Raw genomic sequence first — 26,611 nt, 5'->3', positions numbered from 1 at the left:
GGACCGCCTCACCGCTCGCCCTGACCGAACGGACGAGGCTGCGCAATCGGACTGACTACTGTATATTTATACAGTGAAAGTCCGACTGGAGCCGTCGATGTCCCTCCCCACCGAACTGCCGCGCGAGCACGCTCTGGCGGCCTTGCGCTTTCAGGCCGCCGCACGCGACCTCGAACACATCGTCCGCAACATCGCGCAGCGCTATATCGCGCGCCAGGTCCCGCTCACCTGGCGCCTGCTGCATGCCATCGAGGCGGAAGCACTTGCGGATCTCGGCTTCGCCAGCCGCCACGACGCCGTCATGCTTGGCCTCTTTCAACGGCCGGGCGATCTCGCCTGGCCAGAAACGGACGAGACCATCGACTTCGGACAATCCAACGCGCTTCCGGCCGTATTCGCGTTCGCGGTCTCGGCCTATGAACGCGCCGCGCAATGCGCGGATGAATCGCGCCGGCAGGCAAGGCGCAACGACGCTGTGCGGCGTGCCAGGGCTTGGGGTGGTTGATCGCATGGCGGCGATGCATCGCACGGAACGATTGCAGCAGCCATGATCCCGCTATCGCTATAATGCTCGTGTAACGCAACTAACGGAATGATAGAGATGGCGTCCTCCACTTCCTCACGCGACCTCTTCGACCAGCAACGCCAGGACTGGCAGCGCGACCCCGTCGCCGCATTCGATGCCTGGCTCGCCTCGCAGGACTTGCGCCGTTCCTCCGCCGAGGTCTATCGCGTGCAATGGGGACGCTTTCTCGAATGGCTCGCGCTCAAGCGCAAGACGATCATGACCGTGGATACCGGCACGATCGCCGAATTCGTCGCAAGCCTCGACGTGAAGAAGCCGCAACGGCTTCGCTACCTGCGGCTTATCGAGCGCGTGCTCGATCACGTGCGCGAAATCGAACTCGCCTCCACGAATCCGGCGCGCTTCATCGCTCAGGACGGCGAAGCCGCGTGGCGCAACGCGCGCGAAAATGAGCCGACCGGTTTCCTTACGCCCGCGGAGCGCGCCGCGATCATTGGCCAGTTGTTCTCGCCGCTCGTCGAACCATCGGCCGCGAAACGATGGCGCGAACGCCGTGACCGGGCGCTCGTCGCCATTTTTCTGGGCGGCGGATTGAAAACGGGAGACGCCATCGCTCTCACGCTCGATTGCGTGGCGATCGGCTCGGAGTGGGTCACGATCGAAGCCGCCAACCCGGCGTTTACGCGCGTCACGCGACTGACGCCATTTGCCGTCGACGTGCTAGGCGCCTGGCTCGAAGCGCGCCGATTGGCCGGACTGCCAGGACAGCTAGTGTTTCCGGGCTCGCCGTCGGGGCGCCCCATGCACAAGGCCACGGTGCTACGCGCCATCGACGCACTGCTGGAAGCAGCCGGCGTGGCAGAAACGCGCACCGAACGCGCGAGTCCGCAGACCTTGCGCAACACGTTCGCGGCGGACCTGTTCGAGCGCGGCGTGGATACCGATCAGGTAGGGCAGTGGCTCGGTTTCCTGCAGCCGATCTCCGCAGGGCGGCTCCATCGCGCATGGAAAACGTGGGCGGAACGTGAGGTGGCACAGGACGTATCTGCGCAAGACGACAAGGCGTGAAAGATCGCGTCCGCCGACGATCTGTCTTTTGAGAGGCGCATGCGCGTCTCCCGTAAAAGCTCACGTCAAGCCTGTTCGTGCGAATGCTTGCCCGCCATGAAGCGCGCGTACGCCGCAAGCTTCGACGCCCCTGTTCCCGAGGTGTGCTCGCACTCCGGGCAAGTGAATTCGAAACCATCGTCCACTTCGGACAACTCCGGCTCTCCTTCGTTACAGTTAGGACAACGCGCCGGCAACGCGATGTGACCATCGACCACGGTGCCGAGGCTCGCCAGTTCGGTTGCGCCCAGCCTGCCCGCGGCGGCGAGTGAACACAGCAATGACGCGACCGAGGTGTCGAGTCCTTGCTGCCCGCGTAATCCCGTGACCTGCCGGGTGAGCACGTCCACTTCGTCGGACCGTTCGCGCAGCACGGCGTCGAGCCGGTCGGCGCGGGCCTTCGCCGTCGCCAGCTGCTGGATGAAATCGAATTCCTTCTTGCTGGCATCGCGCTGGGCCGCCTGCCAGGTCGACGACATCGAGCGCAACGAATCCAGTTCGACCAGCATGGGCTTCACGCGCCGTTCGGCCTCGGCGAGCGCGTCCTTGATCTGCTGCGCGTAGTGCTCGGTGCTCTTGCGCATTTCCTCGTGCAAGCCATCGATGCGATCGCGCAAACCCGCGTTGGTGGTCTGCTCCGCCTCGACCCTTTTGCGCAGGGCGTCGTTTTCCGTCTCCAGACGCTGTACCAGCACTTCGCGGTTGCCATGCGCCGCGACGCCCTGCGCGGAAGCCGCGGCGAGCTGGCTTTCGAGTTCACGCACCCGCTCATAGGCCGCTTCCACGCGCGCTTCGCTGCGTTGCAGCATCTCATCGGCGGCCGAACGACGAGCCTCGGCCTCCCGGGTCGCCTGCTCGGCATCGAGGCGGCCGGCTTCGAATTCGGTGCGTTCAGCCTGCAGGGCTTCGCCCGCTAGCGCCAGTGCTTCCTCGAAAAGTGCGCCAAGCAGTTCGCCGGCGCGTTCTTCCAGCGCGGGCGGAATTGCCCCAGTGCCCACACGCACTTTGGAGGTCGCGCGAATGCGTTGCCAGAAGAGCTCGATGTCCTTGGGGATGTCGCTGGCGCTCCCGGTTTGGGTCAGTTCACGGACGGCAGCCATCGAGGGCTTGATCTCGAAATCGAAGAACAAGCGTTTGCAGGCATGTAAGGACAGTTCCTGTCTGCGTGCTCCGTTTTTGCGCAACTCTTCGATTTCTTCGCGGATTGCCTGGCGGTCCTGGTCTCGCATATTCGTCTTCTCGGCAGGGGAGTGGACGAATAATAACAAATTACGTTCTATTTGCTACGTTTTTGAGTATCGAGATTGCCAGGGGTCGCGAAATGGCCTCCAAGAGGCCCTTTATATCGCCTCGATATGAGGTCGGCGCGGTTTTTCCGTGAAACAAATCGAACTTTGTTTCATAAGCCCTTGTTAACGCGCGATTTTTTCGCCTGATTTTACTGCTATCCGTTGTTTCACGCGAGTGGCATCGAGGACTTTGCCCGGTGGTTGGCCTTGGATGTGGATATCTCGGGTAGCTCGCGGGGGGATTCTTGCTTGAGAGATATAAAAGTAAACACCCTTGATACCGGTTAAAAACGTTAACGCCACGGCAAATCCTTACCTGGCGGGGCTTTCCGGACGATCAGGTGAAGCTTTACGGGACCCTGGGTGAGCGCCTGCGGGACAGATGGGTGGCGGCCTTCGGGAACGCCGGTGAGCCACTGCAGGAGAGGACGTGAGCGGGTTCAGGAGTGGGGGGATTCTTGACTTCCCGGCAAGGGTGAGGCGATACGGGAGGCTGCGGGCGGACAGGTCACGCGCGGCCGGGCTCGGCCTCGGTGTTACGGGAAATGCAACGGTGAGGGGATTCGGGAGCGGCGATTGACACCATTTTTCGGCTAAATCGAGGGGCTAAAACACGTGGGGTGAGAAGGATCGGGAAAAAATGCAGATCGAAGGTGAAGTTTTTCGGGAGCCAAAGCCCGAAATCGGGCGAAATAGGCGCTTTCGGGGCCCGGAGGTGAGCTTTTTCGGGAGCTTGCACGCGAGCCGTCCAGATCTGCCGGCTGCTCGCAGGACGTTGCCGAGGACTTTTCGCGGCAAAAGGTGAGGATTTTCGGGAGGTTGCCGCAGTGCCACGAAATCGGCACCGCCCGTCGGTGCCTGGATGGATAAGGTGAGGCTTTTCAGGAGCGATTTCCTGCAGATTTCATGCCTAAGGTGAGCAAATTCGGGAGAAAGTCGGCGTTCACTGCGCTGCAGACTCCGAGATTACGGGGGCGTGGGTGGTGTTTCTCCCGGTTGGAATCCGCCTTAGGTGAGATTATTCAGGAGCGTTTTCTCGGCAACCTCGCACTTGGCTGGATTTTGCGTCTCGATCTGAGGTGAGGTAATGCAGGAGCCGATGTCGCATTGCCCTGCCTGCCACGCATGTGGATAAGTCACGGAATCCATTGGGTTTTTCTTTTCGGTGTCATGAATGGTGAGGATTTCCGGGAGGCTCCATGACGGTGCAGCGGAACCGTACCCTGACGCAAAAGGTGAGGGTTTTCGGGGGCTGTTATGGCGTGGCAGCCGCAACGACGGCCTTTGGGCGCGGATTGATGTGTTTAGCCAGCGCGGTGAGAGGTGAGAATTTTCGGGAGACGTGGGGCACATATCGGCGCCCCGTCGATTATTTGGATCGTCGATCGCCGTGCCGGGCAGCCTTTACCTCCACATTTTGGACTTTCTGAACGCTTAACCCGAATGACACCATGTTTTGCTGCAGTGCGATCGCATCGATGCGGGTTTTTTAGCCAGCGACCGGTTGGTAGCCAGGATTTCGCCACCAGCCGCGGACTTTTCTCACCGGCCGCATGAAAATATTTAAGGTGAGCGGATACGGGAGCAGATGGCATCCCTTGGCACATCAGCAGAAAAGCGGGATCCGGCCAGATCGTGCATGACGCAAAGCGCCCCGCTGGATGGGCGTCTGGCCAAAGGTGAGGCGATACGGGACGGTGTCGCGGTGAGCGACGCGCGCGATGTGCGCATCACCGGCAATGGTGAGGGAGGCCCTATAGACGCCTATCACCACAGACGGTATCCTTTCGCGAAATTCTCTCCTCGACCCGACGCATGGCCACGAAGCGCGTGAAAAAGACCGATGTGGTAAGCCCCAGCTCGGCGGAATTGCGCAAGGCCGTCGAGGCGATCGCGATCCAGCCGAAGAGCGGCAAGATCACCCTGCTGACCCGCAAGCTGTTCAACGTCCTGCTGGCCGTCGCCCAGCAGGCCGACGAGTCTGGCGATACCTACCGTGCACTGCTTTCCGACATCGTCGCCAACTCGGCGTTCGATTCGAACGATACGGCGCTCGTGAAGGAGCACCTGCGCCGCATGGTGTCGGTGCAGGTCGAATGGAGCCAGGGAACGTCGAGCCAGAAGCCCGGCCGCAAGTGGGGTATCTCCACGCTGATTGCGGACGCGGAAATTCTCGAGGATCCGCAAACCCGTCGCGTCTGGGTGGAGTTCTCGTTCGCGCCGAAGATCAAGAAGAAGTTGCTGGATCCGGTCCAGTACGCCCGCCTGAGCCTGCAATTCCAGAGTCAGTTGCGCAGCAGCGCGGGGCTTGCGCTCTACGAGATCTGCGTGCGCTATCTGACCAACCCCAGCCATCTGACGATGCGCGAGACCTGGGAGTGGTGGCGCCCGATCCTTTCCGGTACCCCGGACACCGAAGCGGGCGACGAAGCCAAACGCGAATACAAGTATTTCAAGCGCGATTATCTGCGGCCCGCAATTGCCGAAGTCAACGCGGTGACGAACATCTTCGTCGAGTTGATCGAGCATCGCGAAGGGCGCCGTGTGGCCGAAATCCAGTTTCGCGTGACCGAGCGCAAACAGCCGATGCTTGCGCTCGAAGAGCATCCGAATGTGTTCGACAGTACGCTCGTCGATCGCATGGTCAAGATCGGGATTCCGCTCAAGGAAGCGCAGTCGCTTTACGCTGACAGCGAGGAAAACCGCATTCGCGCCGCTTTGCAACTGACCGAACAGCGCATGCGCAGTACGAGCTTGCCGCCGGTACGCAGCGCCGCGGCGCTGTTCAAGGACGCGTTGAAGAAGGGCTATGCGCCGCCGGTCGAGACGGCCGCAGGCGCCACTCCGGCCGTTGGCCGCGGCGCGGCGGCAGCGGTGACGGCCGACGATCCGAAGGCGCGGCTGCTCGATGAATACGCGGCTTATCGGCGCAAGGAAGCGCGCTCGCTCTACGAGGAGCAGGGCGACATGGAGCGCGAAGTTGCGCGTCAGTCGTTTGAGACGGATGAACTGCCGGGGCTGGGCTCGCATTTGCGGGACGACTGGCGTCGTCGCGGGCTGGAATCGAAACTGGCCGATACGGCGTTTTTCGACTGGCTCGCGCGCAAGACCTGGGGCGAACCGACCGATGGTGATCTGCTCGCGTTCACGCTGAGCCAGACGCGGGCTGCCTGAGCAGCAGGAGTGGCCGGCCCGCGCAATGCGGGCCGTGGCGGTGGGGCTGTCCGGCCGATTTGGGTGTGTGAAACGATCTTGCCCCATCGTCGACGGTCTGCCCAATGCATGGCAGCCGTCGACTAATTTTCCAACCTTATTTCGTCTTCAGGATCTGCTCGATCTGCTGAAGAATCGCGTCGCGTCGATCTTTGGTGAGTCCCTTCAGGCGCAACTCGAGCCGGTCGTCGCCATATGACTTCAGGTCGCCGACGGCGACACCATCCAGTTTGATCTCCAGCCGTTGCGCATAGCGTTGCCGCCCAGCCGGTTTCGGGCTCTCCTGCGCGCTCGCCCGGCCTTTCACGATATCCGCCACCTGGCGCGTGCTGAGGTCGTCGGCAACGATGCGGTTGATGAGACGCAGCGTCGAGTCGGTGCCGCGCGCGCCGTGATAGCGCCCGACCTGATAGGCCATGTTCGAGCCAAAGCGGTCCGGGCGTGCCACCATTTCCTGCATGACCAATTCCGGCAACTTGCCGATCGATAGCGCAACGGCCACCGTCGATTCGTCGAGGCCGAGGTGATCGGCAAGTTCGCGTTGACTCTGAAAATGTTTTTCGTCGATGAATCGCTTCCACACCACCGCGTTATCGAAAACGGTCTGCGAATCGCGCTGTACGTTCAGGTCGTAACCGAGCTTGTAGCTCTGAATGCCGATCGGCAGGTCGACAACGATCGCCTTGACGACTTCCTTGTTCGCTTCTTTCAGTGCACGCACGCGACGGCCGCCGTCGCTCACGTAGTAGCTGCCCGGCGCCGCGTAGTCGGGAATCACATGAATCGCCTGCTGCTGCCCTTGCTTCGCAAGATTGACAGCGAGTTCTGCGATCGATGCCTTCAGATAAAAGTGACGCGGATTGAAGGGGCTCGGCTTGATGTCCTTGAGTGGCAACTCGATGATCTGCCCCGGACGGTAGCCTTGCGCGACGCGCCAGGCGCGGTATTCGATCGACTCGTTTTCGAGGCCGGGTGCATCGTCGAGAATAGGCTCGTCGGCAGGTTCAAGGCCAGTCACAAGCGCAGGCTGACTCGAGCGCCCAGCAACTTCGCGCGTTTTGGGCTTGTCCTGGACGAGCCCGTCGATGGCGTTGAGGCGATCGAGTGCAGTGCGCTTTTCGCTGCTCGTCGTATCAGGGCGAGCCTGAAAGCCTTTGGCGAATTGGGAGGGTTTCATTCAGGGTCCTTTATGCGCATAAAGTCAGGGGAGCATGGCCGCAATCTCGTCGGCGCATGCGCGCACTTCCACTGCGGCGAGGCGAGCGCCGCGGTCGTTCATTTGCAGAACTGTCTGGCCCAATGCCATCGCCTGCTTGTACGCCTCACGTGTGGGAATCTGCGTTCTGAGTAGAGGGAAACCAAGCTCTTCGAGGGCGCGCTTCAGCTCGCGGGTGAGCATGCGCTTCTCTTCGGTCTTGTTCAGCAGGAATACCGCGCGCAGATCTTCGTTCATGACCTGAGCCTGCTGGATGAGCTTCACGAGACCGACACTCGACCAGTAATCCGCCGGAGAGGACGAAGTCGGGATGACGGCGACGGTAGCGGCCAGCAACACCACGCCGGAGACCTTTTCCGTGATCGACGGCGGGCAGTCCACGACGATCACGTCGTAGTCGTTGATGAACTTCTTGATCTCCCGGTGGATCTGGCCACCGGCTTCGGAGAGATTGACTACCGGGAACGGGATGCCGGTGTCACCATCGGCTGACGCGCTGGCCCAATGGATCAGCGTGTTTTGACCGTCGGCATCCACGACGAGAACCCGCTTCCCCTTTTCGTGAAAGGCCGCGCCGAGATGCATCGCGATCGTGCTCTTGCCGACCCCGCCCTTTTGTTGCGTGACTGCGATTATCTCTGCTGCCAATTGGTATTCTCCTTTTTGCTATTAGCTTGGGATTTTACCTGGAATGTTTTTCAGTTCAATGATTTTTGGCGTAATTCGCGGCCAAATTGGCCATTCGGACAAGGTTTATGCGCATAAAGTTCGTGCCAGGGTATGTGGATGCCGCATGGCGGTCGCGTGCGGTACTGGAATTCGCCTCGGCGACCCCTTCGATGGTTGGTTGAGATTCGATGGGATTACGGGCGCACCGGAAGATGATCACGCGCGCGCCTCACCGCTTTATGCGCATAAAGTCAGCCTTACCCCATCGCATCCCCGTCTCACACGAGCGTGCGACTAGAAGATCTCACCGCGAATCCCACACGCGACCCCATGGCAGCAACCCGTGGTAAGAGAGTCAGGCCTCGTCGGCAGAAGCTTCCCACGCGTGCCGGCGCGTCCCCGGTAAAATCGCAGCGATTCCCGGTCTCACCGAGGCTCACCCACCACTCCCCTCTCGCACTTCCGACGCCATGATCACGATCTACCACAACCCCCGCTGCTCCAAGTCCCGCGCGGCTTGCGACCTGGTCTCCACCGCGAAGGCGAACGAGCCAGTCGAGGTGATTGAATACCTGAAGAAGCCGCTTACTGTCGACCAACTGAAGGCGCTGCACGCGATGCTGGGCGGCCCGCTGCTCGACATGATCCGCACTGGCGAAACCGAGTACACGGAGCTCGGCCTCGATGCACCTGGCGTCACAGATGATCAGCTCTACGAAGCAATTGTGCGGCATCCGATTCTGCTGCAGCGACCCATCGTCGTACGCGATGGCCGCGCCGTGATCGGCCGCCCGACCGAAAACATCGCGGCGCTGTTCGGTTGAAATCGCTGGGATGGATTCGTTGGATGGCTCACGCGCCAAAAGCGAGCGAATCGCGAGCGCGAGAGCCCGCGTGCACGGACGAGGTGCAATCACCGCCATGCACGCATGGAAATTGCATCTTTGCTAACCTGCAGACGAATCCGACGCGAGGCCCGTATTCATCGGCCCTTCACGTAAGTTGTCCACAAGCTTATGCCCAAAAACTGTGGATAAATTCGCGTTACCCCCGGTTATCCACAGCACCTCGCCGATACCGATATCGGGCAGGCCCGAGCGAGCGCGTGCGCATCGCCGGAATGCGCAGGCGTCTATGATGATGTTTCCTTTCCACTGCGCTTCGTGCGCGCCTCCGAGGAAACCGAAATGGCCTACAAAATCGCGGTTGTGGTCGGCAGTCTGCGCAAGGATTCATTCAACCGGCAACTCGCACACGCGGTGACTTCGCTGGGCCCCCCCGATTTTACTTTCGAGTATCTCGACATCGGCGTGCTGCCGCTCTACAGCCAGGATTACGACGCCGACTATCCCGAGGTGGCGCGCCGCTTCAAGCAACAGGTCGAAGCGGCCGACGGGCTGCTATTCGTCACGCCGGAATACAACCGCTCGATTCCGGGTGGGCTGAAAAATGCGCTCGACTGGGGTTCGCGGCCGTGGGGCGCGAATTCGTGGCGCGGCAAGCCGGGCGCGGTGCTCGGCACGTCGGTGGCGGCGACTGGCACAGCGCTCTCGCAGCAACATCTGCGCAACGTGCTTGCCTATCTCGACGTCGTGACGCTCGGTCAGCCCGAGATGTTCATCAAGCACGACGCGAGCCGCATCAACGAGAAAGGCGAGATCGTCAGCGAGGATACGCGCAAATTCCTGCAGGTCTTCGTCGATACCTACGCGGCGTGGGTCAAGCGCCAGCTCGGCCGCTGACGCCTCATCACGACCCACGCCGCATTTGGGCGAGCGGGCTCAGTGCAACGTGCGCCGCTGCCCCGGCATGTCCTTGTGGTGCTCGGGCGTGTCTTCCTCGTACTCGAGGAATTCGTCGGGAATTTGCGGCGCGACGCCTGCTGCCGGTCGCGTCGCTTCGGGCGCGGCAGGAACGTCCACGTGATGCGCGCCCATCACCGCTCCGGCGCCGGGCGCGCTTGCCGATGTGAGCACGGTCGCTTCGGCCTCGCTCGTTGGCCGCATCGGTTCGACAGTGGGATCGAGCGTGGGCTCAACGGGGGCTTGTGCGCGCGCGGCTTCGGTCTGCGCGGCACGGCGGCGCATGGCATCGGCGAACTCGGAGAGACCCAGTTCATCGAGCGCCGAGTGCTCGCGCGCGACCGGACGGTCTGTCGCGGGCCACGCCCACGGCGCGCCGCGTAGCGCGACTTCCGCCGCATGCTCCTCGCGCAGCGTCTCGTACGCGAGGTTGGCGTGCGCCTCGTCGCTCACATGTACGCCGATGCGCACCGCTTCCCCCGGCGGTGGCGTCATGCCTGTCTGGGCCTCGGTGGTTCGACGCACATCGCCTGTCGACGAGAAAAAACTTCCCACGAGCCGTTCGATGCCGGCCAGCACGCCCTCTGTGCGCGCCGGCAGGTCGATGTCGCCCGCCGCGAAGCCGCGTTGCAGCAGCGCGTCCTGTGCGTGGCGTGCTTCGTCGTAGGTTTGGAAAACGCCGGTCACGGTCTGTTTCATGGCAGCCTCCTTCGCCAGATGGCGACGCCTCGTTACATCATGCGCCGATTGTGCATCGCTCGTGCATCGGTTGGCGCATGCTTCGCGCGACGTCTATCCGCCAGATTCTGCGGTCGCGCTGCTTGCCGCAAGCCTCGTGCCGCGAGGCGTGTCACTCGCGTCCTGTCATGGCCGCGGGCTCTGAAGCGTCGTGTCGTGCTCGCGCTTCGCACGCGCCTGGCGGTCCTCGCGAATCGCCTCGAGCATTTTCTCCAGCAGCGCGATGTCGAACGGCTTCGATAGCACACGCACGTCGGCATTGCGCGTGCGCTCGAGCTCCTCCGCATAGCCCGTTACGAGGATCACGGGCAGGTTCGGCTCGAGCCCCTGCAGGGCCTCGGCCAGATCGATGCCGTTCATCGTCCCCGGCATGTGGATGTCGGAAAGCACGAGGTCGAAGCGCGGCGTGGGCTCGCCCTCGGCAAGCGGCGCTTCGACCCGTTCCAGCGCGCTCGCCGCGTCGCTCGCACAGGTCACGCGGTGGCCCATCATCTGCAGGAGCGCCTCGGTGCCGGCCGCGACTTCGTCGTTGTCCTCCACGAGCAGCACGTTCAGCCCGTGCTGCACCTGGGCGCTCTCCTCGCGCGGCTCGCTCGGGCGCTGCGTGGGCGGTTCGGCGAGCGAGCGCGGTAGATACAGATGCACCGTCGTGCCCGCGCCGATCGCACTGTCGATCGCGGCGAGTCCGCCGGTGCGCTCGCAGAACGCAAACACCTGCGGCAGCCCGAGGCCGGTGCCCGTGCCCTTCGATTTGGTCGTGTAGAGCGGCTCGAACGCGCGCGCGAGCACGTCCGGCGGCATGCCCGTGCCGGTGTCTTCGAGGGTGACGTGCACGAAGTCGCCGTCGAGCGGGAAGCCTTCGCCGGGCCGGAAGCTGATGTTGCGCGCGCGTACCGTGAAGCGGCCGCCGTTGGGCATCGCGTCGCGCGCGTTCACGGCGAGATTGATGAGCGCGAGCTCGAATTCGGCCACATCGACGAGCACGGGCCAGACGTCGTCGTCGACTTCGACAATGAGCGACACCTTCGCGCCGAGCGACGCGCGCAACAGCTCGCGGGCCGCCGGCAGCCAGCGCCCGACGTGGATCGTCTCGTTGCGCAGCGGCTGCTTGCGCGCCACGCCGAGCAGTTGGCGCGTGAGCGACTGGCCGCTCTTGAGCGCGCGCTCGACCGCCGAGAGTTCGCGCTCGAAGCCCGCCGCGCCGCGCCGCCGCGCGATCTGTACGTTCGCCGAGACGATCATCAGCAGGTTGTTGAAGTCGTGCGCGACGCTGCCCACGAGGTTGCCGAGCGCTTCCATCTTGCGCGATTGCCGGTAGGCGGATTCGATCGAGCGGCGCATCGAAGCCTCGGCCTGCCAGCGCTCCCACGCCTCCTCTTCGGCGGCGAGGCGCCGCAGCGAAAGCCAGATCACGCACCACAGGGCAATTGACGGCGTGAACATGGAGATGATGAGCACGCTCAGGTGCCGGGACCAGGCCGCCCAGATCGCCGGCGTGCGATACGCGCAGGTCACGTAGACGGGGTACGCGCCCACGCGCCGGAACGCGAGGATCACGTTGCTGCCGAGCAGCGAGGAATGCATGTGCACGACGCCGGACTCGGTGCCGCGCAGGAGCGCGGCGCCAAGCGGCGAGCGCGGCGTGATCGCCGAGGGGTCCGCGCGCGGCGGCGGGTCGAAGGCGAGGATCGTGCCGTCGCTGCGCACGAGGCCGAGCGACATCGGCGAGGCGGGGCCGAGCAGGTCGCGGTAGAACGAGCTGAAATAGCCGGGGCGCAAGGCGACCGAGACGAGCCCCGCGAACGAGCCGGCGTCGTCGAGGCGCGCCACGCCCATGTTGAATACGGTCTCACCGCTCACCTGGCCCTGCATCACGCGCGAGACGTGGTCGAGTACGCGGCCGTCTCGAACGCCGGTGAAGTCGTCGCGCGCGGCGATCGACACTGGTGGCGGCGGCGAGTAGCGGCTGCTCGCGAGCAACTCGCCGTCAGTCCCGAAAATCGACACCGCGGCCACCTGCGGATAACCGCCGCCGATCGCATCGAGTTTCTCGTGGATCTGCGGCTCGCTGGCGCGGATGCCGTCGTCGCTCAGGCCGCGCACGAGGTCGACCACGCGAGCGTCGAGCGCCTCGTTCATGTCGAACACCTTGAGCGCGTGCTCTTCGGCCACGCGCACGGTGCGCAGCGTGGTGTCGGTGGCGTCGGCTTCGCGCGCGCGCAAGTCGTTGTACGCCATGGCGGCGACGTAGATGCATGGCAGCACGATCGCCGCGACGAGCAGCGCGAGCAGCGTGCGTCGGCGCACCGTGAAGTCGTGGCCCGGCGCGGCCGGAAACGGCGCGTCGTCGGCAGGGGGCGGTTGGGGTGTGCGTTCGTCTGGTCGCTCGGGCCGGTCAGCAATCATCGTACGGAAAAGCAGGGAAAAGGCGGCGGGGCATTCGACATGATAAACGACCGCGATGACGCCCCGACGGCCGGTGCATACCCGGCGCGCCGCAAGCATCGCCCGGCAAATACGCCGCCCAGGGGTTTTCTTCTTCCTTGATGCCGAATGCGCGAAAATCGGCGAAGCGCAAACGTACCACAAAGGGATAATCGACGTTCTTTATTTAAGGGATGGATCGTTTATTTCCATAAATTAGCCAGAATGAGTCAATTTTGTTCGTTGATTGATTAACGGCGAGTTGCATTTGATTCAATTTGATTCGAGAATCGCAAACACGATAAATAACGCATTCGCATGAAAGCCATGCCCGCCGTAACGGCGCATGGCCATGCTACGGGGTGGCTGCAGGCATGCAGACGAAGGCCTTCACGACCGGCGCACGGGTTGCCGGTAGCCATTGGGCAACGGCGCGGCCATGCGCCTTGCGTCGGCGCACCAGCGCGCGGGTCCGCTCATGCGTCATGCATTATTCGGCCGGTTCGCAATTTTCCTGGAAGTTTCCCCTAAAGTAATTGCCCGCGCCGCCGTTAATCCGTCGAAACGCACTCCGTCCAACGCACACTCATTCAGCATATCCATGTCCTTGCCCATCGTGATCGCCGATGATTCGCTGTTAGCCCGCAAGGTGCTCACGAAGGCGCTGCCCGAGGACTGGGACGTGGCGATTTCGTACGCGTCGAACGGACACGAAGCGCTTGCCCATTACCGCGCCGGTCGCGCGGCTGTCATGTTCCTCGACCTCACGATGCCCGACCTGACGGGCTTCCAGGTCCTCGAAGCGTTGCAGCACGAAGACCTGAATACGTTCGTGATCGTCGTTTCAGCGGACGTCCAGCCTCGTGCCCGCGAGCGCGTGCAGGCGCTCGGCGCGGCGGCGTTCGTCGCAAAGCCGGTAACCCAGGAGGCGCTGCTGCCCATCCTGAAGGAGTACGGGTTGTATGCCTGATCGAGTGTTCACGGAACTCCAGCGCGACGCGCTGCAGGAGATCGCCAATCTCGGCATGGGGCAGGCAGCGACGCGACTGTCGGGGCTGCTCAACGCCTTCATCGAGCTTTCGGTGCCGCGCGTGCGCGTAGTCGCCGTATCCGAGGCCGCGGCGGCGTTGCGCGAGATGACCGGTATCGACGGCCCGGTTGCGGCCGTGCGCCAGGGCTTTCGCTCGGAGATCAAGGGCGAGGCGCTGGTGATCTGCCGCAGCGGCGAGATCGCCGAACTTGGTAGCCTGGTCGGCGGACCTTACGCGACGATCGGCGACGATGCCCTCACCGAGGAAGAGCTGATGTTCGACGTCGCCAACGCGCTCACAGGCGCGTGCGTTTCGTCGATGCTCGACCAGCTCGGGCGCATGCCGGTGTTTTCGCAGCCGGGCCTGCTCGGCGAGGCGATCATGCTCGACGAGGTGTTCCAGCCGGGCCTGCTCGCCTGGGACGTCGCGCTGCTCGTCGAAGTCAATTTCGCGCTGGAAGACCAGCGCTTTCGCGCCCACCTCGTCATGCTGATGGCCGAGGAGTCGATCCATGTCGTGAGCCGGGCCATCGACGCGTTGTTACATAGCCTATGAACGAGCCAGCCGGGTTGCCAACACTATCGGACCTCGTTGTCGAACGGGTAGGTTTCGGCATCTTCGTGGTCGATCGCGACATGAACGTGCTGAGCTGGAACCGCTTCATGCAGGATCACAGCGGTGTGACCGCCGAAGACGTGACCGGCCGCTCCATCTTCGAACGCTTCCCCGACCTGCCGCGCACGTGGCTCACGCGCAAGGTGGAAAGCGTGTTCCAGCTGGGCAGCTTCGCGTTCAGCTCGTGGGAGCAGCGCCCGTATCTGTTCCAGTTCGAGCATGACCGGCCGATCACGGGCGGGGTGGACTACATGCAGCAGGACTGCACCTTCATGCCGCTCATGCGCGGGCGCGACGTTATCGCCGTGTGCGTGACCATCTCGGATGTCACGCACGTGAGCGTCATGCAGCGCGAGCGCGAAGACGCGGTGGCCAAGCTGCGCGAATACGCCGACCGCGACGGCCTCACCGGCATCGCGAACCGGCGCTTTTTCGAAACGCGCCTCGCCGACGAATTCCTGCGCTGGCAGCGCTACGGCGGCGAGCTTTCGATGCTGCTGTTCGACCTCGACCACTTCAAGCGCATCAACGACGAATTCGGTCATATGGCCGGCGACACGGTGCTGCGCTCGATGGCGCAGCGCGTTTCAGGCGTGGTGCGCAAGCAGGATGTGTTCGGACGCTTCGGCGGCGAGGAGTTCGCGCTGCTCTTGCCGTGCACGCCGCTCGACGACGCGCTCTACGTCGCGGAGAAGATTCGCCGCACGATCGGCGACGAGCCGATCGAGGTGCAGGGTGTGATCGTGCCCGTGACGGCCAGCGTGGGCGCCGCCACTGCGCGCACGGGTGCGCCCGACTACGAAGGCATGATCAATGAGGCGGATGCCGCCCTCTACACGGCGAAGCGCCAGGGGCGCAACCGCTCGGTCGCACTCGCCTGATACCTGCCGGCGCGCAGACGGCCCCCGCTCGATCCGCCTCATCGCCCCGTGCTCAGGGGCGACGCGCCGTGTCTGCACTGCGGTCCCCCTGTGCGGGCCGCCTCGGCGGTCCCCCCCAAAGGTTGCTATACTTTTGCCCGTTTCCGGCCTTGCGCGCCTCCTGGCGAACAATTTTAGGGTCGGGTGCCTCGCGCGTGTCCGCGCGCGCGGGCGACCCGCGGCAATGCGGGCCCGAATAGAGTCGAACGCCCGTTGAGGGCGCCCCCAGCGGAGATCGTCTTGGCTGTTTCCAATCTCGTCGTGGACGATACACAACAAACCGACGCTGCCGCCGCTTCGTCGGGCAGTTCGTTTTATCTGGCGATGCGGATCCTGCCTCCTGCGCAGCGCGACGCCATGTATCAGGTCTACGCCTTCTGCCGCGCTGTCGACGACATCGCGGACAGCGACCTGCCGCGCGCCGAGCGTGCGGCGGGGCTCGACCAATGGCGCGCCGACATCGACGCGTGCTATGCCGGCACGCCGCGCGCCTCGCTCGCGGCGCTCACGCGCCATATCCATACGTTCGGGCTCCAGCGCGAAGATTTTCACGCGATGATCGACGGCATGGCCATGGACGCCGCCGAGGACATCTGCGCCCCCGACGAGGACACGCTCGACCTGTACTGCGACCGCGTGGCGAGTGCCGCAGGCCGGCTGTCGGTGAGAATTTTCGGGATGCAGGCGGAGCCGGGCCGCTTGCTGTCGCACCATCTGGGGCGCGCGCTGCAGCTCACCAACATCCTGCGCGACATCGACGAAGACGCGGACATCAACCGCTGCTATCTGCCGCGCGAGCTGCTCGCGCGTGAAGGGATCGCGGCGGGCAATCCGCACACGATCGCCGCCGACCCGTCGCTGCCGCGTGTGTGCGAGACGCTCGTGCAACGCGCCCGCGCGCACTTCGCGCAAGCCAACGCGATCATGGACGCCGCGCCCCGCGCGCAGGTGAAAGCGCCGCGCATCATGTCGGGCGTCTACCGCGTGCTGCTCGAACGCACCGTGGATCGCGGCTTCGACCTGCCGCGCACGAAAGTCAGCAAGCCGCGCGCACGGCTCATGTGGATCGTCGCGCGCTACGCGCTGTTCTGATGCCTCGGCTAGTCCACGTCATCGGCGCTGGGCTTGCGGGCCTCGCGACGGCCGTGCGGCTTCAGCGCCGCGGCGTGCAGGTGGCGCTCTACGAGGCCGCCGGCCAGGCAGGTGGACGCTGCCGCTCGTACTACGACCGCACGCTTTCGGCGACGCTCGACACGGGCAATCATCTGGTGCTGGCGGGACATGCGCGCACGCTCGAGTACGTGCGCACGATCGGCGCCGGCGACGCGCTCTCCGGCCCCACCGAGCCGGGCTTCGCGTTCATGGACATCGCCGCGCGCTCGCGCTGGACGGTGCGCTTCTCGCGTTCGCGCATGCCGTTCTGGATCGGCGACTCGCGCTCGCGCGTGCCGGGTACGCGTGCCGCAGACTATCTGGGGCTGCTGCCGTTGCTGTTCGCCAAGCCGGGCCGCACGATGGCGCAGACCATGCGCTGCGAAGGCGTGCTGTGGGACCGGCTGCTGCACCCGTTCTTTCTCACGGCGCTCAATGTCGAGCCGCGCGTGGGCAGCGCGGAGCTGGCGGGCGCGATGCTGCGCGAGTCGCTCACGGCGGGCGGGGAGTCGTTCCGGCCGCTGGCTGCGCGCGGAGGCCTTTCCAGCGCGTTCGTCGATCCGGCCTTGCGCATGCTTCAGCACGGTGGGGCGGCGATTCGCCTTGACTCGCCGCTCAGGGAGATCGCGTACGACGACGCGGCGGGCCGCGTCGTCGCACTCGATTTTCCAGACGGGCGTATCACGCTCGCTCCCGACGAGGCGGTGGTGCTGGCCGTGCCCGGCGCGGCCGCCGTGGCGCTCGTGCCAGCGCTGCAGGCGCCGCAGCGCCACAATGCGATCGTCACGGTGCACTACGCGGTGCCGGCGCCGCCGGGCCTCGTGACGCCGATGGCGCTCGTCAACGGCACGGCCCACTGGCTGTGCACGGCCGAAGGGCGACTCTCGGCGACGATCCACGACGCGCACGGCGTGCTCGACCTCGATCCCGAGGAAATCGCGCGCCGCGTGTGGGCCGACGTGGCCGAGGCAGCCTCGCTGCCGCTCGAGCCGCTGCCCGCCTGGCGCGTATGCGCGGATGCGCGCGCGACCTTTGCCGCGGTGCCCGACGAGGAATGGCGCCGCCCCGCGACGCGCACGCGCTGGAACAATCTGATGCTTGCAGGCGACTGGACGGCTACCGGTCTGCCCGCGACGATCGAAGGAGCGATCCGCTCGGGCCGCAAGGCCGCCGAGCTGCTCCTGACCGAAAATTTGGAACGTAGATGAACGATTTATCCCAAGACGCGCTAGGCGTCGCCACGCCGGACGTCGCTACGCCGGCCGTGGCGATGCCCGCTCCCACGCTCGCCGACGAGACGGCCGCACCTGTTGCCGCACCGCTCGCCACGGTCGACGCCGCCGTCGCGCGCGCGACCGACGCGATCCTCGCCGACCAGCGCGCCGATGGCCATTGGGTCTACGAACTCGAAGCGGACGCCACGATCCCGGCCGAATACGTGCTGCTCGTGCATTACCTGGGCGAAACCGCGAACCTCGAGCTCGAACAGAAGATCGCGCGCTACCTGCGCCGCATCCAGCTGCCGGACGGCGGCTGGCCGCTCTTCACCGACGGCGCGATGGACGTGAGCGCGAGCGTGAAGGCTTACTTCGCACTCAAGATGATCGGCGATGCCGAAGACGCCGAGCACATGGTGCGCGCGCGCAAGGCGATTCTCGCGGCGGGCGGCGCGGAGCAGGTCAACGTGTTCACGCGCATCCTGCTCGCGCTGTTTGGCGTGGTGACGTGGTACGCAGTCCCGATGATGCCTGTCGAGATCACGTTGCTGCCGCAGTGGTTCCCGTTCCACCTTTCGAAGGTGTCGTACTGGGCGCGCACGGTGATCGTGCCGCTGCTCGTGCTGGGCGCGAAGCGTCCGGTGGCGCGCAACCCGCGTGGCGTGCGCATCGACGAGTTGTTCCGCGGCGCGCCGGTGAGCGTGGGTTTGAACGCCCGCTCCCCGCATCAGAGCAAGGGTTGGTTCGGTTTCTTCCGCGCCGTGGACGGCGTGTTGCGCGTGACCGATCCGCTCTTTCCGACTTACTTGCGCCAGCGCGCGATCGACGCCGCAGTGGCGTTCGTGGACGAGCGCCTGAACGGCGAGGACGGCCTGGGCGCGATTTTCCCCGCCATGGCCAACGCCGTGATGATGTACGACGTGCTGGGCTATCCCGTCGATCATCCGCATCGCGCGATCGCGCGCCAGTCGCTCGAAAAGCTGGTGACGATCCACACAGAGGAAGCGTACGTCCAACCCTGCCTCTCGCCCGTGTGGGACACGTCGCTTGCGGCGCACGCACTGCTGGAGACCGGCGACGCCCGTGCCGAGGAAGCCGCGCGCCGCGGCCTCGAATGGCTGCGTCCGCTGCAGATTCTCGACGTCCGCGGCGACTGGATCTCGCGCCGTGAGGCGGTGCGCCCGGGCGGCTGGGCGTTCCAGTACGCGAACCCGCACTACCCCGACGTCGACGACACGGCCGTGGTCGTGGCCGCGATGGACCGCGTGGACAAGCTCGACAACACGAAGGCCTATGACGCCCCGATCGCCCGCGCGCGCGAATGGGTGGTTGGCATGCAAAGCAGCGACGGCGGCTGGGGCGCGTTCGAGCCGGAGAACACGCAGTACTACTTGAACAACATCCCGTTCTCGGACCACGGCGCACTGCTCGATCCGCCGACCGCCGACGTCTCGGGCCGCTGCCTTTCGATGCTCGCGCAGCTCGGCGAATTGCCGGCCGCGAGCGAGCACGCGCGCCGCGCGTACAACTACCTGCTCGAAGAGCAGGAAGCCGATGGCAGCTGGTACGGCCGCTGGGGCATGAACTACATCTACGGCACGTGGACGGCGCTGTGCGCGCTCAACGCGGCCGGCCTCGGTCACGACGACCCGCGCATGACGCGCGCGGTGCAATGGCTCGTGCAGATCCAGAACGACGACGGCGGCTGGGGCGAAGACGGCACGAGCTACAAGCTCGAATACCGCGGCTACGAGCGCGCCACGAGCACCGCTTCGCAAACGGCCTGGGCGCTGCTCGGCCTGATGGCCGCGGGCGCGGTCGATCATCCGGCGGTTGCACGCGGTATCGGGTATCTGCAGAAAACGCAGCAAGAACACGGCCTCTGGGATGAAACGCGCTTCACGGCCACGGGTTTTCCGCGCGTGTTCTATCTGCGCTACCACGGCTATCGCAAGTTCTTCCCGCTGTGGGCGCTTGCGCGCTACCGCAACCTCAAGCGCGCGGGCGTGACGCGCGTCACGGTCGGTCTGTGAGCATGGCGGCTGGTGTCAAGGCGCGCGCTCTGCCCGTGATCGCGGTGACAGGCATGGCCTTCGAGGCGAGCATTGCCGCGGGCAAGGGCCGGGACGGCGTGCGCGCCGTCTACGCCGCGCGCGCCGATCTGCTGCAGAGCGCGCTCGCGGCGGCGCTCAAGGACGGCGCGGCGGGCATCGTCAGCTTCGGCACGGCGGGCGGTCTTGCGCCCGATCTCGAGCCGGGCACCCTGGTGATCGCGCAAGCGATCGAAGGGCCGTTCGGGCGCGTCGCGGCCGACGCCGCCTGGAGCGAACGCATGTCCGACGCGCTGATGGCCTCGCCGCTCGCCGCCAAAACCCGGCGCGGCGTGGAGGCAGCCGTTGCCGCGCCGCTCACCGGCGCGGCGGACAAGGCAGCGCTGTTCAGCGCGTGCGGGGCGCTCGCCGTCGACATGGAATCGCATCTGGCCGCAGCCGCGGCGGCCGCGCATGGCGTGCCGTTCGCGGTGTGCCGCGCGATCGTCGATCCGGCGTGGCGCAGCCTGCCGAAAGCGGCAATGGCCGGCTTGCGCGACGACGGCACGACGGCGGTGCTCCCGGTCCTGCGCGAGCTGGCGCGCGACCCGGCGCAACTGGGCAGTCTGCTGCGGGTGGCGGCGGATGCGAAAGCGGCACGCCAGTCGCTGAGCGCCGCGCGTGAGGTGCTGATCGCCACCGGCGCCTTTTTCCCCAAATGACCCTGGCGGGCTATTGAAATACCTAAGGTAAACCCCTATCTCTGGTAACATCTCAGTGTTAACCCTAGGTTCGCCTCTGCGAGCTGGGGACAAATCACATTTCGGGGAGTTACCAGCCATGAATTTTCATACTCGCAAGTGGGTCAAGCCTGAAGACCTGAATCCGAACGGCACGCTGTTCGGCGGCAGTCTGCTGCGCTGGATCGACGAAGAAGCGGCGATCTACGCGATCTGCCAGCTCGACAATCAGCGGGTGGTGACCAAGTTCATGTCGGAGATCAACTTCGTGAGCTCGGCGCGTCAGGGCGACATCATCGAGCTCGGCATAACGGCCACGGATTTCGGCCGGACGTCGATCACGCTGCGCGCCGAAGTGCGCAACAAGATCACGCGCAAGAGCATCCTGACGATCGAAAAGATGGTGTTCGTGAACCTTGGCGCGGACGGCATGCCGGCCCCGCACGGCCGCGCACGCATCCGCTATGCCGACGAAGCCTACGAGCGCTATCGCCAGACCGTGCAGACGACGGCGGACGCCACGGCGCTGGCGGCGGCGAACGAGGCGGAGCGCCAGGCCGAGAGCGAGGACGCTTCGGTGCATTGAGCGGTGCGCACGGCAGGATAAAAAAACCCGGCAACCTGAAAAGGTTGCCGGGTTTTTTGCGTTCATACGCCGCCCGCCCATAAACGGGCGGCCGCGTTGCCGACTTCAGGGCGCCGAGGCTGGCTTCGCAGGCGCCGCCGTCACACCCGAAGCCGGGGCGGCAGCCGAAGCCGCAACGGGCGCCGATGCCGTCGCCGGCGCGGAAGCGGCTGCCGCCGCTACACCCGCCGTGCCGGCAGCGCCCGCCGCGCTCCCCTCGCCCGGATCATCGTAATTCGGCAGACCATTGTTCGAAGCACCGGGGGCGGCCGCGCCACCCGCGCCTCCGGCACCACCGGATTCGCCCGGGTCCTCGTAATTGGGTGCCCCGTTCTCGTTCGGTGTTGCATCTCCGCCCGGTTCGCCGTAATCGGGCAGCGGCGCATTGTTGCCACGCGAGCCGCGAATCAGCGATGCGCGCTGCTGGCGGTATGCGTCGCGCACGAACGAATACGGGTCGAGCGCCGCCTGCTTGAGCAGGTCGGTCGCGCCGAGCAGGTCCGCGCGTGCGCTGATGAACTGCGCGAGATACATGGGGTTGCGCACCGCCGGCTCGAGGTAGTTGATGACGTTGAGCTTCACGTCCACGGCCAGGCCGATGCCGTCGCGCACCGAACTGGGCCCGAACAGCGGCAGCACGAGATACGGGCCGGCCGGCATGCCGTAGTGGCCCATCGTGAGGCCGAAGTCCTGGTGATGCTTGGGCAGCCCCGCCGCCGTCGCGAAGTCGATCAGGCCGCCCAGACCGAAGGTCGTGTTCATCGCGATGCGCATGAGATCCTCGACGGCGTCGGTGATCTTCAGCTGCAGCAAGTTGTTCGCCAGGTTGTCGACGTCTCCGATGTTCGAAAAGAAGTTCGTGATCGCCTGGCGCAGCGGCTGCGGCGTCACCTTTTGGTAGCCCTTGGCGATCGGCTGCGCGACGTAGGTGTCGAGTTTGTCGTTGAACGTGAAAATCGCGCGATTCGCGGGCTCGAACGGATCGCCCGGTTTGCGTTCGGGGCCCGTGGCGCAACCCGACGTCACGAGGAGCGCCAGGCTCGCCGCCGCCATGGTGAGCGCGGCTTGATTCTTCTTCATTGGTCGATCCCCTGAGTTTCCGATCTCGCGCGTTTTGCGCGCGGCTTGCCCATCAGCACCGGCTGGAACACCACGGCGCCTATCAGCGTACAGAACAAGGACAGTGCGAGCAGCTTGCCCATGCTCGACGTGCCCGGATGATGCGATAGCCACAGGCTCCCGAACGCCGTCGCCGTGGTCGCGGCGGAAAAAAGCACCGCGTGTGTGAGGCTCGAATGCAGGAGGCCAGTCTGCCCCGCGCGCCAGGCCATCACGAAATAGATTTTGAACGCGACGCCGACGCCAAGCATCAGGGGAAGCGCGATGATGTTCGCGAAATTTAACTGAATTCCGAAGACGACGCACAGTTCGAGCGTGACGAGCGCCGATACCAGCAGAGGAATGAGCGTACGCAGCACGTCGCCGAAATTGCGCAGCGTGATCCAGAGGAGCGCCGTAATGAGCAGCACCGACCACCCCGCTGCCTGGAAAAACGCGAGAATGATCACGTTCGCCGAGTGCAGGATCGAGATCGGCCCGCCGATCGCGTTCGGCTCCGCCGCCTTCACCGCGTGTGCGAAGCGCGCGAGCATCACGTCATCGTTGGAATCGACGCCCGGCGGCACGCGCGGCGCGACGTCCACGATCGCCTGGCCGGTCGGCGCCACCCAGTCGCGCACCATCTCGGGCGGCAGGTTTTCACGCGTGATTTCCGAGGGCTCCAACAGGCGCGCGAGCTGCGCAAAGGCGAGCTTGAGCGTGAGGCTGAAAGCGGTTTCCGCGCGGTCGCGCGTGGCCGGGCTCGCGTTCGCGAGCTTCGCGAGCGAGTCGGACAGATGCTTCGCCTCGGCCGCGCCCGGCCCCGGATGGTCGCTCGCGGCGAGCGAAAGCTGGTTGGCCGCGCGCTTGAGCGTCTGCACACGCACTTCGTCGGTCACGGGCGAGGACGGCTGTTGCGTGAGCGCGGGCAGAAGCTGATGTGCGGCGCTCGAGATCAGCATGAGCTTTTGCTGCTGATCGTCGGGAATGAGCGAACTGAGCGTGGTGGCTCGCGCGACTTCCGGCAGCTTCGAGAGCCGCGCGGCGATCTTGTCGGCTTCTTCGAGCGACGGCGCGAGCACGCCCACGTCGTTGATCGAGATGACAGGCGAGTTCTTGAGCGCGAGCAGCGTCGCCATCGACTCGGTATGTGGATCCTTAAGATGCAGCGGATTGAAGTCGAAGCGCAGATGCAGCAGCAAGGGCGTCGCGCCCACCACGATGATGAGCGTGGTGATCAGCACCGGCTTGCGATGCTCGGCGAGCCATTTGTCGACGGGCGCGAGGAACGCGAAGCCCGGCGAGGCGCGCTCGCCCCTGGGATTGAACACGCGGATGAGCGCCGGCAGCACCGTCATGTTGCAGACGTACGCGACGAACATGCCCACGCCCGCGATCTGCCCGAGTTCCGAGAGGCCCTTGTAGGCGGTCGGCAGGAAGGAAAAGAAACTTTCGGCCACGGCGATGGCCGCGAGCGTGAGCGGCACGCCTATGGTGCGCGCGGTCTTGAGGAGCGCGGCGTCGAGCCGCTCGTCCTGAAAGCGCTCCTCGCGATACTTCACGCCGAACTGCACGCCGAAATCCACCCCTAGCCCCACGAACAGCACCATGAAGGCGACCGAGAGCATGTTGAACGACCCGATCATCATGAGGCCGAGCGCGGCCGTGATGACGAGACCGATCACGAGCGTGATGAGCGTTGCGCCGATCAGCTTGCCCGAGCGCAGCGCGAGCCAGAGGATGGCGAGCACGACGATGAGCGTGATCACGCCGTTGAGGGCGGCGCCGTCCTGCACCGAGGCGAACTCGTCGTCGGCGAGCGGCTGTTCGCCCGTAAGGCGCACACGCGCGCCGAATTCGCGGTCGAGATGAAGCGACGCGGCGGTCGCGCGTATCGCCTCCGACGCATTCGCGGCCGCCTTGAGCGCGGCGAAGTTGAGCACCGGCTGCACGGTGATGAACGCGAACGCGGGCTTCGTGGCCGAATCCTTGTCGACGAGCGCGCGCCACGAGAACGCAGCGGGCTTGCCAGCGAGCACCTCGTCGACGACGTTGGCGGCGCTGCCAAGCAGATTCGCCATTTGCGGCAACTTGATCTGGCCGATCGTGAGCGGCAATTGCAGCGTGGTCGTGAGCGTGCCGGCCAGACCCGCCAGGCTCGGGTCCTTCGCGAGCTGGTTCACGAGCGGGCGCGCCTGCACGAGCTGGCCCGTGGTCGAGAGCACGGTGGCCGTGGACGGAAAGAGCAGGCCGTTGTGCTGGAAGAACGGGCCGCCCGCGGGCTGCGAGACGGCGCTGAATTCGCGCGAGTCGGCCTTGAGCGCTTGCGCGAGTTTGTCGGCGGCGGCGTCGGCGAGCTCGGGCGCTTCGGCTTCGACGACCACGAGCAACGAGCTCGCGCGCTGCGGGAACGCTTTGTCCTTGGCTTCGCTCAACGCGGCCCATTGGGCGGTGTTCTCGACGAGACCGCTGACGTCGGTATTGATCTTGAAATGCTTCGCAACGTACACGCCGGAGAGCACGGCAAGCACGATCGCAAGTGTGATCACCCACGCCGCGCGGCGCACCGACCAGGCGACGAGGCTAATGATGAATGGCTTCAGCATACAGGCGAGGGGGCCCTGTCAATTAGGTTCTTTGACGCGAAACGTACGAGTATACCGGCCCCGCCCGTCCCGGCGCGGGTCATGTACACCTGGGCTCGAGGCGACGCCCCGGCAGCGCATTTGCCAAAGCCGTTATACTGGCTCAGCCGGCGGCGCGAAGGTTACGTGATTGCACTGCACTTAACCGCACGCACTGAGTCGCACTGTACCGGCGCCTGAATATCACTGTTCCAGAAGAGCGTATGAAACGTTACCTGACCGCATTTTTCGTCGCCGCCTGTTTCACGGGTGTTTCGGGCGCCGCGTTCGCGCAGACCGCACCGGACGCCATCGTCAAGGCCGCCGTGGAAGGCACCGTGAAGGCGATGCAGGCCGACCCGCAGTCACGCGGCGGCGACATGAACAAGATCACCCAGGTGGTCGAGACCCATTTCGTTCCCGCCACCGACTTCAAACGCACCACGCGTATCGCCGTTGGCAAACCGTGGGCGACGGCCACGCCTGAACAGCAGCAGAAGCTGTATGAGCAATTTCAACTCCTGCTCGTGAAGACGTATGCATCGTCGCTCTCGCAACTTCGCGATACCCAGGTGAACTTCAAGTTCGCACCCTCGAACACGGGTGCGGGCGCGAAAGACACGGTGGTGCAGTCGCATGTGATCAGCAACGGCGGCGACGACGCCATCGACTACCGCCTCGTGCAAACGCCCAACGGCTGGAAGATTTACGACATCAACATGATGGGCGCGTGGCTGATCCAGGTCTACCAGACGCAATTTGCCGACCAGATCGCCAAGGGCGGCATCGACGGGCTCATCAAGTTCCTCGTCGATCACAACGCGCGCAGCTGATCGCCGCTTGTCGATCGGTGATTGCACACGCATTGTGCCTTTGCGGGCGCTCCGGGGAATCCGGAGCGCCCGTTTCACTTTCTGCGGTGCTCCACCGCGAACTTGATCAACTCCGCCTGGCCTTCGATCTCCAGCTTACGCTTGAGGTTGAGCCGGTGCGTTTCCACCGTGCGCACCGAAAGCCCCTCGCGCTGCGCGATCTGCTTGCTCGATAGTCCTTGCGCGAGCGCGTCGAGAATGTCCCGCTCGCGCGGCGTGAGACGCTCGACGGGCGTGCTGCGCGCCGACGCATGGATCATGCGCGCACTCAAGCCCGCGCTGAAATAGGTGCGCCCGGCCAGCACCGCCTCGATCGCGCGGATGATCTCGGTGGCCGGCGAATCCTTGAGCACGTAGCCGCTCGCACCCGCGCGCACCGCCTCGGTCACGTATTCGACGTTGTCGTGCATCGAAAGCATCAACACGCGGATGGCCGGAAAGCGCTCGTGGAAAATGCCCGCGAGCGCGATGCCGTTCACGCCGGCCATGCCCACGTCCATCAGCACGAGATCGGGTTCGAGCGACGCTGCGAGCGCGATGGCCTCGTCGGCGTTGCCGGCTTCGCCTGCCACCTCGAAACCCGGCACGGCTTCGAGCCGTGCGCGCAGGCCGTCGCGCACGAGAGGATGGTCGTCCACGAGGACGAGGCGCGCGCGCTTGGCACCGGGGCTGGTCGAGTCGTTCACGTTTGCATTCGTCATCG

The 26,611-nt window shown here is 64.9% G+C and carries 22 protein-coding genes; 14 read left to right on the top strand and 8 right to left on the bottom strand.

Going from position 1 to position 26,611, the window contains the following annotated elements; translation table 11 throughout:
- Positions 1-97: 97 nt before the first annotated feature.
- Together M3I54_RS03990 and M3I54_RS03985 are read left to right on the top strand one after the other, a co-directional pair.
- Complete coding sequence (locus tag M3I54_RS03990; RefSeq protein WP_254333216.1) at positions 98-505, top strand: DUF2471 family protein; 408 nt, start codon at positions 98-100, stop codon at positions 503-505.
- A gap of 96 nt (positions 506-601) precedes the next feature.
- Entirely contained in the window at positions 602-1,594 is a 993-nt protein-coding gene (locus M3I54_RS03985) for a tyrosine-type recombinase/integrase (protein WP_254333214.1), read from the top strand.
- Positions 1,595-1,659: 65 nt separating this feature from the next.
- On the opposite strand, the gene M3I54_RS03980 is transcribed toward M3I54_RS03985, so the two are convergent.
- Positions 1,660-2,862, bottom strand: a complete 1,203-nt coding sequence (locus M3I54_RS03980; RefSeq protein ID WP_254333212.1) for a DNA-binding protein — start codon at positions 2,860-2,862, stop codon at positions 1,660-1,662.
- A gap of 1,875 nt (positions 2,863-4,737) precedes the next feature.
- Between M3I54_RS03980 and M3I54_RS03975 the strand changes: the two genes are divergently transcribed.
- Positions 4,738-6,096 carry a replication initiation protein gene (locus M3I54_RS03975; RefSeq protein WP_254333210.1) on the top strand — a complete coding sequence of 453 codons (1,359 nt, stop codon included), beginning with the start codon at positions 4,738-4,740 and terminating at the stop codon, positions 6,094-6,096.
- A gap of 136 nt (positions 6,097-6,232) precedes the next feature.
- Here the strand turns inward: M3I54_RS03975 and M3I54_RS03970 are convergent, their stop codons facing one another.
- Together M3I54_RS03970 and parA are read right to left on the bottom strand one after the other, a co-directional pair.
- Entirely contained in the window at positions 6,233-7,312 is a 1,080-nt protein-coding gene (locus M3I54_RS03970) for a ParB/RepB/Spo0J family partition protein (RefSeq protein WP_254333208.1), read from the bottom strand.
- A 24-nt stretch (positions 7,313-7,336) separates the two neighbouring features.
- On the bottom strand, positions 7,337-7,999 hold the full coding sequence (gene parA, locus M3I54_RS03965; RefSeq protein ID WP_254333206.1) for a ParA family partition ATPase: 663 nt from the start codon (positions 7,997-7,999) through the stop codon (positions 7,337-7,339).
- 491 nt (positions 8,000-8,490) lie between these two features.
- Between parA and arsC the strand changes: the two genes are divergently transcribed.
- Together arsC and M3I54_RS03955 are read left to right on the top strand one after the other, a co-directional pair.
- Positions 8,491-8,844 carry an arsenate reductase (glutaredoxin) gene (gene arsC / locus M3I54_RS03960; protein ID WP_254333204.1) on the top strand — a complete coding sequence of 118 codons (354 nt, stop codon included), beginning with the start codon at positions 8,491-8,493 and terminating at the stop codon, positions 8,842-8,844.
- 363 nt (positions 8,845-9,207) lie between these two features.
- Positions 9,208-9,762, top strand: a complete 555-nt coding sequence (locus M3I54_RS03955; protein WP_254333202.1) for an NADPH-dependent FMN reductase — start codon at positions 9,208-9,210, stop codon at positions 9,760-9,762.
- Between the two features lie 39 nt (positions 9,763-9,801).
- Here M3I54_RS03955 and M3I54_RS03950 read toward each other — a convergent pair whose 3' ends face one another.
- Together M3I54_RS03950 and M3I54_RS03945 are read right to left on the bottom strand one after the other, a co-directional pair.
- Positions 9,802-10,521 (bottom strand): hypothetical protein, encoded by a 720-nt coding sequence (locus tag M3I54_RS03950; RefSeq protein ID WP_254333201.1) that lies wholly within the window; start codon positions 10,519-10,521, stop codon positions 9,802-9,804.
- 165 nt (positions 10,522-10,686) lie between these two features.
- The gene (locus M3I54_RS03945; RefSeq protein WP_254333198.1) at positions 10,687-12,966 is read right to left on the bottom strand and encodes a hybrid sensor histidine kinase/response regulator; all 2,280 of its coding nucleotides are present in this window, start codon (positions 12,964-12,966) and stop codon (positions 10,687-10,689) included.
- 619 nt (positions 12,967-13,585) lie between these two features.
- Here M3I54_RS03945 and M3I54_RS03940 point away from each other — a divergent pair.
- The 8 genes from M3I54_RS03940 (at position 13,586) to M3I54_RS03905 (ending at position 21,275) form a co-directional block, all read left to right on the top strand.
- Positions 13,586-13,954 (top strand): response regulator, encoded by a 369-nt coding sequence (locus tag M3I54_RS03940; protein ID WP_028202798.1) that lies wholly within the window; start codon positions 13,586-13,588, stop codon positions 13,952-13,954.
- Positions 13,947-14,570 carry a chemotaxis protein CheC gene (locus tag M3I54_RS03935; RefSeq protein ID WP_110383369.1) on the top strand — a complete coding sequence of 208 codons (624 nt, stop codon included), beginning with the start codon at positions 13,947-13,949 and terminating at the stop codon, positions 14,568-14,570. Before M3I54_RS03940 ends, M3I54_RS03935 begins: the two co-directional genes overlap by 8 nt.
- Positions 14,567-15,511, top strand: coding sequence for a sensor domain-containing diguanylate cyclase (locus tag M3I54_RS03930; protein WP_254333196.1), 945 nt, complete (start codon positions 14,567-14,569; stop codon positions 15,509-15,511). Before M3I54_RS03935 ends, M3I54_RS03930 begins: the two co-directional genes overlap by 4 nt.
- A 279-nt stretch (positions 15,512-15,790) precedes the next feature.
- A complete protein-coding gene (gene hpnD, locus M3I54_RS03925; protein WP_254333193.1) occupies positions 15,791-16,642 on the top strand; it encodes a presqualene diphosphate synthase HpnD in 852 nt (283 codons plus the stop codon).
- Positions 16,642-17,910: a hydroxysqualene dehydroxylase HpnE gene (gene hpnE, locus M3I54_RS03920; RefSeq protein WP_254333191.1), complete on the top strand. Its 1,269-nt coding sequence runs from the start codon at positions 16,642-16,644 to the stop codon at positions 17,908-17,910. Before hpnD ends, hpnE begins: the two co-directional genes overlap by 1 nt.
- The gene (shc, locus tag M3I54_RS03915; RefSeq protein ID WP_375542087.1) at positions 17,907-19,952 is read left to right on the top strand and encodes a squalene--hopene cyclase; all 2,046 of its coding nucleotides are present in this window, start codon (positions 17,907-17,909) and stop codon (positions 19,950-19,952) included. The genes hpnE and shc overlap by 4 nt, the downstream gene beginning before the upstream one ends.
- Before the next feature lie 53 nt (positions 19,953-20,005).
- Positions 20,006-20,671 carry a phosphorylase gene (locus tag M3I54_RS03910; protein WP_254333189.1) on the top strand — a complete coding sequence of 222 codons (666 nt, stop codon included), beginning with the start codon at positions 20,006-20,008 and terminating at the stop codon, positions 20,669-20,671.
- Between the two features lie 118 nt (positions 20,672-20,789).
- Positions 20,790-21,275 (top strand): acyl-CoA thioesterase, encoded by a 486-nt coding sequence (locus M3I54_RS03905; RefSeq protein WP_254333187.1) that lies wholly within the window; start codon positions 20,790-20,792, stop codon positions 21,273-21,275.
- A 105-nt stretch (positions 21,276-21,380) separates the two neighbouring features.
- Here M3I54_RS03905 and M3I54_RS03900 read toward each other — a convergent pair whose 3' ends face one another.
- Positions 21,381-22,394 (bottom strand): VacJ family lipoprotein, encoded by a 1,014-nt coding sequence (locus M3I54_RS03900; protein WP_254333185.1) that lies wholly within the window; start codon positions 22,392-22,394, stop codon positions 21,381-21,383.
- Positions 22,391-25,018: an MMPL family transporter gene (locus M3I54_RS03895; RefSeq protein ID WP_254333183.1), complete on the bottom strand. Its 2,628-nt coding sequence runs from the start codon at positions 25,016-25,018 to the stop codon at positions 22,391-22,393. The genes M3I54_RS03900 and M3I54_RS03895 overlap by 4 nt, the downstream gene beginning before the upstream one ends.
- A 242-nt stretch (positions 25,019-25,260) precedes the next feature.
- On the opposite strand from M3I54_RS03895, the gene M3I54_RS03890 reads away from it, so the two are divergent.
- Complete coding sequence (locus M3I54_RS03890; protein WP_254333181.1) at positions 25,261-25,869, top strand: phospholipid-binding protein MlaC; 609 nt, start codon at positions 25,261-25,263, stop codon at positions 25,867-25,869.
- 74 nt (positions 25,870-25,943) lie between these two features.
- On the opposite strand, the gene M3I54_RS03885 is transcribed toward M3I54_RS03890, so the two are convergent.
- Complete coding sequence (locus tag M3I54_RS03885; protein ID WP_254333332.1) at positions 25,944-26,609, bottom strand: response regulator transcription factor; 666 nt, start codon at positions 26,607-26,609, stop codon at positions 25,944-25,946.
- Positions 26,610-26,611 lie beyond the last annotated feature (2 nt).

Source organism: Paraburkholderia sp. CNPSo 3274, assembly GCF_024206475.1.
Classification (GTDB): domain Bacteria; phylum Pseudomonadota; class Gammaproteobacteria; order Burkholderiales; family Burkholderiaceae; genus Paraburkholderia.
The sequence above is the reverse complement of the archived record's forward strand: the minus strand, read 5'-3'. Positions and strand labels throughout refer to the sequence as shown.

Bases quoted from the DNA above. Each gene is read 5' to 3' on its own strand.
- M3I54_RS03980 (WP_254333212.1), bottom strand. From the start codon at position 2,862: ATGCGAGACCAGGACCGCCAGGCAATCCGCGAAGAAATCGAAGAGTTG.
- M3I54_RS03900 (WP_254333185.1), bottom strand. From the start codon at position 22,394: ATGAAGAAGAATCAAGCCGCGCTCACCATGGCGGCGGCGAGCCTGGCG.
- M3I54_RS03910 (WP_254333189.1), top strand. From the start codon at position 20,006: ATGGCCTTCGAGGCGAGCATTGCCGCGGGCAAGGGCCGGGACGGCGTG.
- M3I54_RS03940 (WP_028202798.1), top strand. From the start codon at position 13,586: ATGTCCTTGCCCATCGTGATCGCCGATGATTCGCTGTTAGCCCGCAAG.
- shc (WP_375542087.1), top strand. From the start codon at position 17,907: ATGAACGATTTATCCCAAGACGCGCTAGGCGTCGCCACGCCGGACGTC.
- M3I54_RS03975 (WP_254333210.1), top strand. From the start codon at position 4,738: ATGGCCACGAAGCGCGTGAAAAAGACCGATGTGGTAAGCCCCAGCTCG.
- M3I54_RS03970 (WP_254333208.1), bottom strand. From the start codon at position 7,312: ATGAAACCCTCCCAATTCGCCAAAGGCTTTCAGGCTCGCCCTGATACG.
- M3I54_RS03985 (WP_254333214.1), top strand. From the start codon at position 602: ATGGCGTCCTCCACTTCCTCACGCGACCTCTTCGACCAGCAACGCCAG.
- M3I54_RS03895 (WP_254333183.1), bottom strand. From the start codon at position 25,018: ATGCTGAAGCCATTCATCATTAGCCTCGTCGCCTGGTCGGTGCGCCGC.
- M3I54_RS03990 (WP_254333216.1), top strand. From the start codon at position 98: ATGTCCCTCCCCACCGAACTGCCGCGCGAGCACGCTCTGGCGGCCTTG.
- M3I54_RS03945 (WP_254333198.1), bottom strand. From the start codon at position 12,966: ATGATTGCTGACCGGCCCGAGCGACCAGACGAACGCACACCCCAACCG.
- M3I54_RS03950 (WP_254333201.1), bottom strand. From the start codon at position 10,521: ATGAAACAGACCGTGACCGGCGTTTTCCAAACCTACGACGAAGCACGC.
- M3I54_RS03930 (WP_254333196.1), top strand. From the start codon at position 14,567: ATGAACGAGCCAGCCGGGTTGCCAACACTATCGGACCTCGTTGTCGAA.
- arsC (WP_254333204.1), top strand. From the start codon at position 8,491: ATGATCACGATCTACCACAACCCCCGCTGCTCCAAGTCCCGCGCGGCT.
- M3I54_RS03905 (WP_254333187.1), top strand. From the start codon at position 20,790: ATGAATTTTCATACTCGCAAGTGGGTCAAGCCTGAAGACCTGAATCCG.
- hpnE (WP_254333191.1), top strand. From the start codon at position 16,642: ATGCCTCGGCTAGTCCACGTCATCGGCGCTGGGCTTGCGGGCCTCGCG.
- M3I54_RS03885 (WP_254333332.1), bottom strand. From the start codon at position 26,609: ATGACGAATGCAAACGTGAACGACTCGACCAGCCCCGGTGCCAAGCGC.
- M3I54_RS03935 (WP_110383369.1), top strand. From the start codon at position 13,947: ATGCCTGATCGAGTGTTCACGGAACTCCAGCGCGACGCGCTGCAGGAG.
- M3I54_RS03955 (WP_254333202.1), top strand. From the start codon at position 9,208: ATGGCCTACAAAATCGCGGTTGTGGTCGGCAGTCTGCGCAAGGATTCA.
- M3I54_RS03890 (WP_254333181.1), top strand. From the start codon at position 25,261: ATGAAACGTTACCTGACCGCATTTTTCGTCGCCGCCTGTTTCACGGGT.